Source organism: Janthinobacterium sp. LPB2021202312-11-4, from assembly GCF_037049705.1.
Lineage (GTDB): Bacteria > Pseudomonadota > Gammaproteobacteria > Pseudomonadales > Pseudomonadaceae > Aquipseudomonas.
This window is the reverse complement of the sequence record NZ_JBAGKV010000006.1, coordinates 241,088-254,493: the sequence shown is the minus strand read 5'-3', so window position 1 is coordinate 254,493 and position 13,406 is coordinate 241,088. Positions and strand designations below refer to the sequence as shown.

Annotated in this window: 16 protein-coding genes; 6 read left to right on the top strand and 10 right to left on the bottom strand. The window is 60.3% G+C overall.

Annotated elements, in window-relative coordinates:
* The 8 genes from V5E99_RS09535 to V5E99_RS09500 all read right to left on the bottom strand — a co-directional run.
* Positions 1-412: DUF4142 domain-containing protein (locus tag V5E99_RS09535; RefSeq protein ID WP_499802230.1), on the bottom strand; the 412-nt coding region annotated here is incomplete at its 3' end.
* Between the two features lie 74 nt (positions 413-486).
* The gene (locus V5E99_RS09530; protein WP_082356627.1) at positions 487-645 is read right to left on the bottom strand and encodes a KGG domain-containing protein; all 159 of its coding nucleotides are present in this window, start codon (positions 643-645) and stop codon (positions 487-489) included.
* 117 nt (positions 646-762) lie between these two features.
* Positions 763-2,112, bottom strand: a complete 1,350-nt coding sequence (locus V5E99_RS09525) for a sensor domain-containing protein (protein ID WP_499802229.1) — start codon at positions 2,110-2,112, stop codon at positions 763-765.
* Positions 2,113-2,198: 86 nt separating this feature from the next.
* Positions 2,199-2,837 carry a LysE family translocator gene (locus V5E99_RS09520; protein ID WP_499802228.1) on the bottom strand — a complete coding sequence of 213 codons (639 nt, stop codon included), beginning with the start codon at positions 2,835-2,837 and terminating at the stop codon, positions 2,199-2,201.
* A 65-nt stretch (positions 2,838-2,902) separates the two neighbouring features.
* Positions 2,903-3,319: a fosfomycin resistance glutathione transferase gene (fos, locus tag V5E99_RS09515; RefSeq protein ID WP_499802227.1), complete on the bottom strand. Its 417-nt coding sequence runs from the start codon at positions 3,317-3,319 to the stop codon at positions 2,903-2,905.
* A 4-nt stretch (positions 3,320-3,323) separates the two neighbouring features.
* Complete coding sequence (locus V5E99_RS09510; protein WP_499802226.1) at positions 3,324-4,049, bottom strand: PA3715 family protein; 726 nt, start codon at positions 4,047-4,049, stop codon at positions 3,324-3,326.
* A gap of 21 nt (positions 4,050-4,070) precedes the next feature.
* On the bottom strand, positions 4,071-4,808 hold the full coding sequence (locus tag V5E99_RS09505; RefSeq protein WP_499802225.1) for a PA3715 family protein: 738 nt from the start codon (positions 4,806-4,808) through the stop codon (positions 4,071-4,073).
* Between the two features lie 39 nt (positions 4,809-4,847).
* Positions 4,848-5,750: a LysR family transcriptional regulator gene (locus V5E99_RS09500; RefSeq protein ID WP_499802224.1), complete on the bottom strand. Its 903-nt coding sequence runs from the start codon at positions 5,748-5,750 to the stop codon at positions 4,848-4,850.
* Between the two features lie 87 nt (positions 5,751-5,837).
* On the opposite strand from V5E99_RS09500, the gene V5E99_RS09495 reads away from it, so the two are divergent.
* The 3 genes from V5E99_RS09495 to V5E99_RS09485 all read left to right on the top strand — a co-directional run bounded on the left by V5E99_RS09495 (position 5,838) and on the right by V5E99_RS09485 (position 8,926).
* Entirely contained in the window at positions 5,838-6,326 is a 489-nt protein-coding gene (locus V5E99_RS09495) for a DMT family transporter (protein WP_499802223.1), read from the top strand.
* A 180-nt stretch (positions 6,327-6,506) separates the two neighbouring features.
* Positions 6,507-7,742 (top strand): aminotransferase class I/II-fold pyridoxal phosphate-dependent enzyme, encoded by a 1,236-nt coding sequence (locus V5E99_RS09490; protein WP_499802222.1) that lies wholly within the window; start codon positions 6,507-6,509, stop codon positions 7,740-7,742.
* A gap of 17 nt (positions 7,743-7,759) precedes the next feature.
* Complete coding sequence (locus V5E99_RS09485; RefSeq protein WP_499802221.1) at positions 7,760-8,926, top strand: MFS transporter; 1,167 nt, start codon at positions 7,760-7,762, stop codon at positions 8,924-8,926.
* Here V5E99_RS09485 and yiaY read toward each other — a convergent pair.
* Positions 8,923-10,071: an L-threonine dehydrogenase gene (gene yiaY / locus V5E99_RS09480; RefSeq protein WP_499802220.1), complete on the bottom strand. Its 1,149-nt coding sequence runs from the start codon at positions 10,069-10,071 to the stop codon at positions 8,923-8,925. The two genes, V5E99_RS09485 and yiaY, sit on opposite strands and share 4 nt — an antisense overlap.
* Before the next feature lie 159 nt (positions 10,072-10,230).
* Between yiaY and V5E99_RS09475 the strand changes: the two genes are divergently transcribed.
* Positions 10,231-11,250: a DUF4917 family protein gene (locus V5E99_RS09475; RefSeq protein ID WP_499802219.1), complete on the top strand. Its 1,020-nt coding sequence runs from the start codon at positions 10,231-10,233 to the stop codon at positions 11,248-11,250.
* 84 nt (positions 11,251-11,334) lie between these two features.
* Here the strand turns inward: V5E99_RS09475 and V5E99_RS09470 are convergent, their stop codons facing one another.
* Positions 11,335-11,679 carry a YegP family protein gene (locus V5E99_RS09470; RefSeq protein WP_499802218.1) on the bottom strand — a complete coding sequence of 115 codons (345 nt, stop codon included), beginning with the start codon at positions 11,677-11,679 and terminating at the stop codon, positions 11,335-11,337.
* A gap of 167 nt (positions 11,680-11,846) precedes the next feature.
* Between V5E99_RS09470 and V5E99_RS09465 the strand changes: the two genes are divergently transcribed.
* Positions 11,847-12,383, top strand: a complete 537-nt coding sequence (locus tag V5E99_RS09465; protein WP_499802217.1) for an RNA polymerase sigma factor — start codon at positions 11,847-11,849, stop codon at positions 12,381-12,383.
* Positions 12,380-13,336 carry a FecR family protein gene (locus V5E99_RS09460; protein WP_499802216.1) on the top strand — a complete coding sequence of 319 codons (957 nt, stop codon included), beginning with the start codon at positions 12,380-12,382 and terminating at the stop codon, positions 13,334-13,336. Before V5E99_RS09465 ends, V5E99_RS09460 begins: the two co-directional genes overlap by 4 nt.
* Positions 13,337-13,406: the final 70 nt, after the last annotated feature.

The following is a 13,406-nucleotide window of genomic DNA, read 5'->3' as shown; positions in this document are numbered from 1 at the left end:
CAAGGGGCTGGGCTTCCTGCTCGATCTGGGCGATGGCGGCCTGGGTGCTTTGTACCTGGCTGGCGGCGTAGGCCTGATCGAAAGTCGGGCCGTCCTTCACTTCAGGAATCATGCCCTTGGACTTATCGATCACTTCTTCGCGAGGGGCCACCGGCAAGTCGAGCTTCTTGGCGATTTTCGCCAGGTGCTGGTTGGCGGTGGTCAGGTCATTGATCACCACGACGGTGTAATCCTTGACCTCTTTGGACTCGGTTTTCTGATGCGCGAGGCGACTGGCCTCGATGTCGGCCATGCCTTTGGCGGAGGCATCGTTGATGAATTCGGCAGACGACTGGGCATAGGCACTGTTGGCAAACAGGCCCAGTAACGTGGCAAGACTGGCATAACGTAAACGGGTGGCCATCCGGCTCATGGTCGCGCCCTCCTTCTGAAAAAATTCAAACGGGGGCTTTCGCCCCCGTCGCTCAATCAAAACAACCTTCACCACTACCGAGATTTCTGACCACCTTTGCGGCCCATGTCGGTTTTCGCAGGGTCTTTCTCGACAGTCGTGGTGGTGGTTTTGCCACCCTTGCGACCGGCTTCAGACGCCTTCGTTCGATCGTTGGCGAAGTTTCCCGAGTTCGAGTTTCTTGAAGTAGGCATGATTCTCTTCCTCTTGGTGATGATTGCGGCCAGCAGATGCCCGCATAGGATGAGAATTCCAATCAGGCTAAAGGTTTAGAAAAACTACGGGATCTTGCGACGAACGGTGGCGAATTTTCAGACACCTAACGGCCGGTGCCCGAGCCGTTTGACCGCGTACATGGCCTCATCGGCGTGGCGGAATAACTGCTTTTCTTCGGTGCCATGCTCGGGATAGAGCGCCACGCCGATGCTGGTTTGCATGTTCAGGCTGTGACCGTCCAGACGCAGGGGTTGGGCCAGTACCTGACGGATTTTTCCGGCAACACATTCAGCATCTTCCGACGCATGGATGCTGTGCAACAACACCACGAATTCATCCCCGCCGATCCGCGCCACCGTGTCGGTATCGCGGACACAGCCCTTGAGCCGATTGGCCACCGCTTGCAACAGCATGTCGCCGACCGCGTGGCCGTGGGTGTCGTTGACCTGTTTGAAACGGTCGAGATCGACATACAGCAACGCCATGTGTCCGCCCTCCGCACGGGCTTGGGCCAGGGAAGCCTTGAGCCGGTCACGGAGCAACTCGCGGTTGGGCAACTGGGTCAGTTGATCGTATTGGGCCATGCGTTGCAGCCGCGCGTGCAATTGCTTGCGCTCGATGGCCGTCGCCACTTGGGCGCAGACAAATTGCAGCAGTTCTTTGTCCTGCTCGGTATAGCGCTCGCCGCCGGCCACGCTTTTGACGATCAGCGCGCCGATGGTGCCGTTTTGCGAGTTCAGCGGCACGCCGAGCCAACACGGCGATTCCTGCCCCGCCACCAGCCCTTCGAAGCCTTCGGGCAGGTCATCCTGGCCCGGGGTCAGCAGTATCGGCAGACCGCTGCGAATCACCTCGGCGCACAACCGCCCGGTGACCGTGCCGGGGAGTTCTGGCGAGTGCTCATGGTCATTGACGTGATAGGGGAAATTCAGCTGCGCGCAGTGTTCGTCGTACAGCGCGACGGAGAAATTCAGCGCCGGCAGCCATTCGCCGATGATCGTGTGGATGCGTTTGAACAGCGCCAGCAAGTCCTCCGCCGCATGGGCCGCTTCGGAGATCGCATACAACGCCGCTTGTCGCGACTCGGCCTGTTTGCGCTCGGTGATATCCCGGGCCACGGCGATGCGCAGTTGATCGACTTCCGACCAGCGCGCCGACCAGAGGATATGCACCACCCGCCCGTCCTTGCGCAGGTAGCGGTTTTCGAAGTTGAGCTTGGGGTCGCCGCCCATGATTTCCCGCGCCGCATCAAGGGTTCGCTGACGGTCGGCGGGGTGCACCAGATCGATCATCGGCTGACCGATCAATTCATCCGGGGTGTAGCCGAAAATGCGCTCGCAGGCCGCGCTGACAAATACAAAGCGACCTTGTTTATCCACCGCACAAACGGCGTCCAGCAGCAGGTCGATGTAGCTCGCCAAAGGCGCGGAATTTCTGGTGTGCATGGTGCAGGGAGCGTGTCCGACAATGCAGCGATAAGAAAACATCCCTGAGCGATGATGGTGCGACTGCCCCCTCCCTGTGGTCAGCCTCAAGCCTTGTTCGTCACCAGCCCCGGCAGTGCGTGGGCCAGGGCATTAATGGCAAAACCGATAAACATCACCCCGCACAACCGGGTGATCAACAATTCATGGCGTTGATACAAGGTGCGCACCTGCCGCGCACCGACAATGCCAATGAGAATAGCGTATGCCAGTAATCCGCCAATAAAGCTCAGGGCGATCAGCCATGGCAGCATCGACCAATGGAGCAATTCGGCGCGGCTCGACAGCAGCGCGGTGAACGTCGCGACCGCCACCGGGTAGGCTTTCGGATTGGTCAGGCCAAACAGAATGCCGTGCCAGAACGGCTGCCGAGCCGGGCCTTGCGGCACTTCGGCACTGCTGCGGCGAGCACGAACGGCGCGCAAGCCGAGCCAGAACAGGTACAAGCCGCTGAGCACGCCCAACACATCGAACGCCGTGCTGCCGATTTCCCGGGCGCCGACAATCGCGATCAACGCGGTGCTGCACCAGACCACATCGCCGAGCAAATGCCCGCACAGGAACCCCGCCCCCGCCCGTCGCCCCCGCGCCGCGCCAATCCCGAACACCGCCAGCACACCGGGGCCGGGCGTGATGCCGTAGATAAAACCGGACGCGAGCACGGCCATTAGCAGCGATGGGGTCATGGGAAATCCTGTGGAAGCAGTGGGGCGAATGGTCGCCAGTCTATCTCAGGTTTTCGGCCATCGGCCTACTGATCATCGAAGAACTTCATCCCGGCATACGGCCGCTCGCGACAGGCTTTCAAACGCGACGCCAGATCACCGACATGGGCTTCGAGCTGGTGGCCGTCGGGGTCGAGGAAGTAGAACGACGCGCCTTCGCTGCGGTTGTCGCGCCATTCCTGCACATTGGCCGATCGCAGGCGCTCGACGAACAAAGGGAAATCCGCCGCGCTGACGGTGAAGGCGTAATGGGTGTAGTCGGCGGCAGGTTCCGGGTTGCGCAGCGAGTCGAAGGACAGGCACAACCACAGGCCCGGCAGCGAGAGATAGGCGCCGGTGTCCCAGGTCGCGTCGAGGCGCAGTTGCAGCAGGTTTTGGTAGAACGCCACGCTGCGGTTCAGGTCGGTGACGGCGAGGGTCAGGTGGTTGAGGCCGGTGAGCATAGGGTCAGTAACCTTTGAGTGCTTCAGGTATGACGTACTGCGTGCCATCGTAGCTCAGGGTGAGCTGTGTTTTTTTCAGCTCGGTGGTTTTGTCAACGCACTCTTCGCCAAATTTGAAGGACTTCGTCACGGTAACTCGGGAGGTGATGATCAAATCGGCGTACCCGTTATGAGTCGATTTGCCGATATCGACGGTTCTGCGTATCTCCTGGCCCTGACCTGTGCAGTTGCCCCACTCACCTGAGTTCTTTGCGACCACCAACCCCTCCAACACCGGACGCAATCTATCGCCCTCCTTGAGGTACAGCGCCAGATCGGTTTTCGAGTACGGGTTAACACTGGAGCTGTGCCCATACTCCGAACGCAAGCCAAAGGCGCGAAGATCCGGCGCCAGGTTGTAGCGGGCCGTATCAATGACCAATTCATTGAAACTCACAGCATCGGTGTTATACGCCTCTGCCTTACGGTACGTGGCCATCGTCCGGTCATTAGTGGAATCAACGACCGACAACTCCAGATCGAAGGTACCGCCATCGTCACCACCCATCGGGTCCGCCGTAAACGTGGATTTCGCGGAGATGGCCAAGTCTCGAACCGCTGGCCATGCCTTGCAGCGAGCCAGCGAATGATTATCGCGGGGCCGTTCTTCACAGGCTGCCTGCGCCTGCGTTGTCATCGCCAAAACGCTCAATCCGAAGATCGCGCCCAGCAGTCGGTTGTTCGTGGTCATGCTCGTCCCTGATCCTTTCATCTATTGAATACCCTTGAACCCGGCCGGCAAGACATAGCTTTTACCGTCATACCGAAGTGTGGTCAGCACCGGTTTGGCGGTGGTGGAGTTGGACACACAAGCGTCGCCTTCGCCCTCGCCGACTGTACTGACGGTCACCGTTTTGACGATCAAATCCGCGTAACCATTTGAACGGGTCTTGCCGATATCAACGGTCCGGGTGTTTTCATAACGACTGCCTGCGCAATTGCCATCCCACTCGCCGCCATAGGCATAGGTCACCAGGCTATCCAGCACCGGACGCAACGTGTCGCCCTCCTTCAAATAAAGCGACAGCCAGTTTTCATGCATCGGATAGAGCCGTGACGAGTTTTTGAACGTGACGCGCACGCCAAACGCTCGAAGGTCCGGCGTGAGTGTGTAGCGCGCCGTATCGAGTTGCAGGTCTTGAAACTCAATGCCATTCGATTCGAAAGCGAAAGCCTGGTGATACGTCGCCAGCGGTTTCGACTGGCCAGCCGAGACCACCGCAAGATTCAGATCATATTTACCATCAGGACCGGAATCACTCGCCGAATACCCCGACACAAACTCCGACAACGCCGTAATCGTCAGCCCCGGATACGCCGGCCAGTCCTTGCACACCGAATGACCAAAATCGCCATAAAACGTCGGCTTCTCGCAATCGGCAAACGCCTGCGCCGTCATCATCAACCCACACAACGCCGCACTTGCCATCCACCCAGACTTCACTGTCATGCCCTGCTCCCTGTGTGTTGCAAAAAATATCGGACGATTTCAGGCGTGCACTATCCCCTCCTGAATCCGCCCATTCAACCAATTCAACGCCTGATCCCCACCCCGCCGCTTATGCCACGCCAACACGAACGTAAACGACGGAATTTCAAATGGCGGCGGGACCATCCTCAGCGTTTGCTCATCGATGCCGCGCAACGCCCGTGAAGCTACCGTCAGAATCAAATCCGTCCCGCCAATAAACGCCGGCGCCACGCTCCAGTGCGGCAGGCTGATGGCCACGCGGCGGCGTTCGCGCAGCGCCGTCAGCGCCCGCTCGATTTCCGGGGTGCCGCTGCCACGCATTTCCAGCAGCACGTGGGGTCGGGACAGGTAGGTTGGCAAGTCGAGCATGCCGTCAGCCGGCAGGCTGTTGCGGTCGAGCAGGCAGGCGTAGTGCTCGTTGAACAACGGCGTGCTGCGCAACTCGTTTGGCAGTTCTGGAAAGACCCCGGCCGCGACATCGATGTCACCGTTGAGCACGCCATCGAGCATGCCTTCGCGGCTGGCGTGGCTGATTTGCAGGTCGATGCCCGGCGCTTCCCGGCGCAGGGTGCGAATCAGCCCGGGCAGGACGATGGCGGCGCCGTAGTCGGACATCGCCAGGCGAAAGGTGCGCTGGGCGGTAGCGGGATCGAAGGTGTTCGGGGCCAGCAGGGATTGCACCTGGGCCAAGGCTTCGGCCAGTGGCGCGATCAACTCCAGTGCACGCGGGGTAGGCGCAAGGCTGGCGCCCGCGCGCACCAGCAACGGATCACCGAGCAGGTCGCGCAGCCGCGCCAGCGCATGGCTGACCGCCGGTTGACTCAGGTGCAAGCGCTCGGCGGCGCGGGTCACGTGTTGCTCGCTGAGCAAGGCGTCGAGGATCACCAGCAGGTTGAGGTCGATGCGCCGCAGATCATTCATCTGATGCATGTTCCGGATAGCAAAACGGAATTTAAATCTGCGCGACGAATACCCTACAGTCCAGCAAAACCTGTTGGAGACATAAGCATGAGTACATTGCATTGGGCCGGCCTATTGCTGCTGGCGGTGATTGCCGGGGCAGTGGTGCCGTTTCAGAGCGCGATCAACGCCAACCTCGGGCGCGGGTTGGGGCATCCATTGTGGGCGACGTTCGCGTCCTTGCTGGTGAGTATCGCGGTGTTGCTGCCGGTGATGCTGGCACTGCGCTTGCCGCTGCCGTCGCTGGCGTTTATCAGCAAGGCACCGCTGTGGATGTGGGCTGGCGGGGCGTTCGGGGTGTGTTTTATTTCACTGGCGCTGATGCTGCTGCTCAAGCTTGGGGCGTCGGGGTTTATTGCCTTGGCGTTGGCGGGGCAAGTGGTGGCGTCGATGGCGCTGGATCATTTCGGGCTGTTTGGATTGGTCGAACGGCAAATGACGCTACCCAGGGTGTTAGGCGCGGTTTTGTTGATTGGCGCGGTGGTGTTGATTCAGTTCGGTGATGCGCCGGCCAAGGCAATCATTGCGTCCTCTTGAAAATCAACGGATCGCCGCACCACCGGTTTTGCCTACAGCCTCGCGAGCCATCGCCCTACACATATATCTCTTGTAACACTCAACCCTGCCGGAATCGGCCGATTCAATACCCTCTCTGCGTTCGGTAAGGTCTGGATACACAAATGGATCGCGATACCTCACAAGGAGAAACACGCTCACATGGACCAGACCTCGCCCACCAAAAACATCTTCACCAACTACCGAAAACTGATCTCACTGGCCGATCACGACTGGGAAGCCGCCGAAGCCGGGAAAGTCGCGAACCTGAATGTCGACATCAAAAGCCCCAACCATATGGTTGACCAATACGGGCGCGGGTTTTATCACTTCTGCACCACTTCTTACCTGGGCCTGGATCACCACCCCGAAGTGCTCAAAGGTGCCATGACCACGTTGTGGGAAACCGGCAGCCTGCGCATCGCCAACTCAAAAAACCGCTGCAAACTGACGATTCTGGAACAGTACGAAAACGAACTGTCCGACTTGTTCGGTGCCCACTGTCTCAGCACCTTGTCGTGCAGCGCGGCGAGCGCTGGAATCCTGCCGCTGCTGGCCAGTGGCGTGTTTACCGAAAACCGTCCGCCGCTAATGGTGTTCGATCGCATGGCGCATTACTCCATGAATCACCTCAAAGCCGCGTGTTCGGACGAGACGACAGTGGTGACGTGCCCGCACAACGACATGGATTTTCTGGAAAAGCAGTGTCAGCAAAACGCCACGGTCGCGTATGTCGCCGATGGCGCCTACAGCATGGGTGGGGTGGCGGACATGGACAGCCTCCTGTACCTGAAGGACCGTTATGGCCTGTTTCTCTACCTGGACGATTCCCACGCACTTTCCGCCGTCGGCACAGCCGGCGCCGGCATTGTGCGTCCCAGGTTGCAGGCCCTTGAAGATGACTGTCTGATCGTCGCGTCACTGGCCAAGTCGTTTGGTGCCAGCGGCGGCTTGGTGATGCTTGGCAACGAGCGGCAGAAGAAACTCATCCAGCGTTATGGCGGGCCGAGCAACTGGTCGCAAAGCTTGAACAGTGCAGCCATCGGTGCGGGCCGGGCATCGATCAAGTTGCACCGCACGCCGGAATTCGCCGCATTGCAGGAAAACCTTCAGGTTAATATCCAGCTCTTTGACAGCCTGATTCAAACCGGACAGCACGGCAGCAACATGGCGATTCGACTGATCCGTTGCGGTGAAGCCGCGCTGGCCAACCGCATCGCCATTGAATTGGCCGATCTCGGATTTTTCACCTCGGCGGTGTTTTTCCCGGTGGTCGCTCAAGGTCAGGCCGCCGTCAGAATCACTCTGCGTGCCGACATGGAACCAACAGTGATTCGTCAGTTTTGTGCGCTCATCACCGCGCTGTTGCGCCCCCATGGCCGTGACGTCAGCCACTGAAAACCACGGATGATTCCATGAAAAGCCGCACCACCCTCCTCGTCACCTGCAGCACGGTTTTTCTCGCCCAGTTGGGCATGAGCATTTACCTGCCGGCATTGCCGGAGATGGCCCGGCACTTGTCCGCCGAGGCGGCGCAGGTGTCGTGGGGGTTGGCGGTGTACCTGATCGGCATGGCGTTGCCGATGTTGTTCTGGGGCAGCCTGGGCCAGCGCATCGGGCGCAAGCCGGTGTTGCTGGCGGCGCTCGGCATTTATGGCTTGAGCAATCTGGCGCTGCCCTTGGGCCAGACGCTGGAGTCCTTCCTGTTTTTCCGACTGCTTCAGGGCATTGGCGCCAGTGGGATTTCGATGATGGCCCGGGTACTGATTCGCGACAGTTTTCGCGGTGACCTGCTGGCCAAGGCGTTGTCGTGGATTTCGATTTCCTTCGTCGTGGCGCTGGGGATTGGCCAGTACCTGGGGTCGATTATCCAGGTCGCGCTTGGCTGGCCTGCGATCTTTTATGGGCTGGGGGCGGTGAGTTTGGTGATGGCCGGGATTGTGGCGCGGGTTGCGTTCCCGGTGTTGACCGACGAGAGCAGCCCGGCATCGAGTTGGTCGAGCTACGGGCGCATTCTGCGCCATCGCGCCTTTTTGCTGCCGGCCCTCGCCGGCGGCCTCGGTTACGGGGTGATCATCGCGTTCAACACCGCCGCGCCGCTGATTCTGCAAGGTCCGTTCAACTGGTCCGCTGTGGAATACGGATTATTAGGATGGCCGATCAGCGCGGCGTATTTTCTCGGGGCGCTGGGGGTTAATCGCTTTGTACTGCGCACCGGTCAGCATTGGCTGATGACCTTGGGCGTAGGCCTGGTGTTGGCCGGCAGTGCGGTGATGTTGCTGGGGAGTGTGGCGGGGACGTCGGCGGCGCTGCTGTTCTGGCTGCCTTACTGCTTTGCGGTGTTCGGCCAGTCGCTGAATTACCCGATCAGCCTGTCGCTGGCCAACGACGGTTCACCGGTCGGCGGTGCTTACGCGATGGCGCTGAGCGGTTTTATTCATCAGTTGATGGCCGCCGTGATTGGCGGCATCGCCAGCCTGATCGCCAGTCAGCAGGCCTGGCCTTTGTCGTTGTTGTGCACCTTGCTGGCCCTCGGCGCGATGCTCTGCGTGAGGCTCGCGCCGGGCCGCAAAACCGCTTAGAACGCGCTGCGGAAAATCTCCTCGATCTGCCGCTGATCCGCCGCCCGTGGATTGGTCAAACCACACGCATCTTTCAGGGCATTGGTGGCAAGGATCGGAATATCGTTGAGCTTGGCGCCGAGGTCACGCAGGCCGCCGGGAATGTCCACGTCCTTAGCCAGGCTGCGAATGGCGGCGATGGCCGCTTGTGCGCCTTCTTCCGGGCTGAGGCCGCGAACGTCGCCGCCCATGGCGTGGGCCACGTCGCTCAGGCGATCAGCGCAGACGAGTGCATTGAAGCTCTGCACATGGGGCAGCAGTACGGCATTGCACACGCCATGGGGCAAGTCGTAGAAACCGCCCAACTGGTGGGCCATGGCGTGGACGTAACCCAGGGAGGCGTTGTTGAACGCCATGCCCGCGAGGAACTGCGCGTACGCCATGTTTTCCCGGGCCGCCATGTCGCTGCCGTCGCGCACGGCCAGGCGCAGGTTGTTGCTGATCAGGGTGATGGCTTTCAACGCGCAGGCGTCGGTGATCGGGTTGGCGGCCGTGGACACGTAGGCTTCGATGGCGTGGGTCAGTGCGTCCATGCCGGTGGCGGCGGTCAGGCTCTTGGGCATGGCAACCATCAGCGCCGGGTCGTTGACCGACAGCAGCGGCGTGACGTTGCGGTCGACGATGGCCATTTTCACGTGGCGCGATTCGTCGGTGATGATGCAGAAGCGGGTCATTTCGCTGGCGGTGCCGGCGGTGGTGTTGATGGCGATCAGCGGCAGTTGCGGCTTCTCGGATTGATCGACGCCTTCATAGTCGCGGATCTGCCCGCCGTTGGTCGCGCACAGAGCGATGCCTTTGGCGCAGTCGTGGGGCGAACCACCGCCCAACGACACCACGAAATCGCAGCGACTTTCCTTGAGCAAGCCCAAGCCACGCTCGACGTTGGCGATGCTCGGGTTCGGCTTGGCACCGTCGAAAATAACCGAGTCGATATCCTGCAGCGCCAGTTTCTCGGCAATCATCGTCGCCACGCCAGCCTTGGCCAGCCCGGCGTCGGTAACGATCAACGCCTTGCGAAAACCGTACTTGCGAATGGCGTCCATGGCTTCGTCGAGGCAACCGCTGCCCATGATGTTGACGGCGGGGATGAAAAACGTGCTGCTCATGAGCGAATCTCCTGGCGGGGGACCGAATCGACAGCTCCGATTCGGCGGACAGCCACAGGATCGACCGATCGGTCACGGCGCATCTTGATCTGGCTCAAGTCCCGGCCGTGATAAAGTCGCCGCCCATCAGACCTTTCGCTTTTTGAGACGACCAACGCAATGACCGATTTCCTGGATGTCGACGCCCAACTTGAAGACTGGAACGCCTTGCGCACCAGCGCTTCGTTCAGCGGCCTGCTGCTGGGCAACGGCGCCAGCCGCGCGGTGTGGGACGATTTCGGCTATGACTCGCTGTTCGACAATGCGCGCACCGTCGAAGAAAAGCCCCTGAGCCAGTCCGAGTTGAGCGTGTTCGACGCTCTGCAAACCCGCAGCTTCGAGCAGGTCCTGAGCGCGCTGAAAATCACCAGCCGCGTCAACAAAGCCCTGGCCGTCAGCTCCGCCGCGCCGCGCAATCGCTACTACGCGATCAAGGAAGCGCTGATCAACACCGTGCACGCGGTGCACATCCCGTGGCGGCTGGTGGTGCCGGCGACCCTGGCGACGATCAATCAGGAACTGGGCAACTACCGGACGGTGTTCAGCACCAACTATGACTTGCTGAACAACTGGGCGATCCAGCATAAACCTGACGTCCTCACCGACCTGTTCCACGGCACCGAGCCGAGCTTCGACTTGAGCGCCAGCACCACCGACAAACCCCGGTTGTTGTATCTGCACGGCGGCTTGCACCTGGTGCGCAATCAGGACGGCACGGCGCGTAAATTGATGTCGACCGAGGGCACGTTGCTCGGCAGTTTTGCCATCAACAACACGATCAAGACCCTGGACGATGTGCCACTGTTTGTTAACGAAGGCCCGGCCCAGGACAAGCTCAAGACCATTCGCAGTTCGGACTATTTGTCGTTCTGCTATGACCAGTTACTGGGGCATGGTGACGGGTTGTGCATTTTCGGGCATGCGTTGGGCGAGCAGGACAGCCACATCATCCACGCGTTGCGCCAGGCGAAGCCGAAGGTGGTGGCGGTGTCGATTTATCCGCGCAGCAAGGCGTTCATCCAGCATCAGAAGCGGCATTACGCGAAGGTGTTCGAGGGGACGGGCGTTGAGTTGCGGTTTTTTGATTCCAAGACCCATGCGTTGGGTAGCCCGAAGTTGACGGTTCCGGTCGAGGTTTAGATCAACAGCAAGATCAACAGATCGCAGCCTTTGGCAGCTCCTACGCGCCTTTGGGCGCTGCCGAGGGCTGCGATCTTTTGACTGTTAAAGCACCGGCAATGTCTTGTCCTTGATCACTTTCGTCGCACCATTCGCCTTCACACTGGCGATGCCCTTCTCCCGCGCCGCATCGGAGGCGTAAGCCTCGCTGCTGCCAATAATCTCGTGATTACCCGCCTTGAGGTTGAAGTACGGATGGCCATCCTTGGTGGTCTTTTTCTCGTAGCGTTCATCCAGCGCACTGTTGGTCTGCACCGAGGCAATACCGTTTTCGGCGGCGCTGCGGGTGGTGTAGTGCTCGCTGTTCAAAATGGTTTCGGCATTGGCCGCTTTCAACACAAACCGAAACTGCCCGATGCTGGTTTTGCTCAATTCATACCATCCAGACATGGTGCTTCTCCCCTCGATTCATCCAACCAGAGATGCCTGACAGTAAAGACCCTCCCCACGGTTTATCCACTGCTGCGCACTGGACATCACACGGCGAGAGACAAATAGCAATAATTCTCGATATCATTCCCGACTTTTCGGCACCTCGCGTTCCAAGAAGGATATCCATGTCTCGTCTCAAGCCCGACCCACTGTCGGCTGACTCTTTTCGCCGGTTCTACGGGGACATCCTGCATTACCTGCGAAAACGCACGGATAACCCCAGCGACGCGGCGGACATGACCCAGGACGTCTTCACCCAATGGCTGGACTACGGCGACCGGGCCAAAGTCGAACAGCCTCGGGCATTTCTGTTTCAGATGGCACGCAACCTGCTGCGTGATCATTGGCGTCGGCAGAAGGTGCGGCACATCGTGCAGCCCAATCAGGAGGCAGGCCTGGAGCCCGTCACCGACGACCAGCACGACCCGATGGCGGGCGCTCAACGCCTGCAACGCCTGGAACAACTCAAAGGTGTTCTCGCTGAACTCTCGCCGCGCCGTCGAGAAGCCCTTATGCTGCACCGCTTTGAAGGCCTCAGCCAGGCGCAGATTGCCGAGCGCATGGGCATTTCCCTGAGCATGGTGGAGAAACACATCGCCTTCGCCCTCTTGCATTGCAAGCGACGCCTGGACCACGAGAACGGCATGGAGCAGCCAGAATGACCCGCCATCGCGACATTGACACTGACCAGGACGACGGCATCGATGCCGAGGCCGCGAGCTGGTTTGTGCGCAATCGCCAGGATCACAACAGTGGCGAGCGCCGAGCGTTCGAACAGTGGGTGAGCGTGCCCGAGCATGCCAAGGCCTACCACGCGTTCGAACAGTTGTGGGCGGACCTGGCCGAACTCCAGCAACAGAACAAACCGGTGCCGATCACCGTGCGGCGCAAGCCCAATGCCTGGCGCCCGGCGCTGGCCATCGCGGCGGCACTGGTCTGCGCCGTACTGGCGTTTAACCTGGGCACGCCCCACGGCCTCTATCAGCGCCAGATCACCGCCCAGGCCAAAGGCGCGCGCACCTTCACCCTGCCGGACGGCAGCACGTTGACGGTCAACGCCAACACCCGGTTGCGCATCGATTTCGATGGCCAGCAGCGTCAGGTTTACCTCGATCAGGGCCAGCTCTACCTCGAAGTCGCCCCGGACAAAGAACGCCCGTTGTGGGTGCACGCGGGCGCGGGCACGGTGCGGGTGGTGGGCACCGGCTTCGATGTGCGACGCACGGAGAAACAATTGGTGGTGAGCGTCGCCCACGGCCAGGTTGCGTTCGCCCCCAACAACACGCCGCCCACCCTGCTCGGCGCGCAGCAGCAAGCCGCGCTGGACCTGGCCAGCGGCACCCTGCAACAACAAACCCTGGCGGACGGGCAAGTCGCCGAATGGCGCAGCGGGCACTTGTCGTTTCGCAATCGCGAACTGGCCAGCCTGGTGGATGAGTTGAACCTCTATCGCGCCCGACCGGTGCGGCTGGCCGATCCGAAACTGGGTCGCTTCAAAGTTTCGGGCAACCTCGACATCAATGATCCCGACGCCCTGATCAGTGCGCTCCCGGTGTTGATCCCGGTGAAAACCGTGACCCTCCCGGACGGCCAACTGCGGATCGAAGCGCGCTGAAAACCCACATGAGAATATTTTTCATTCGCATGTGAGGTTTTTTTCAGCTGCCGCGTCTTCCTCCGGTCTG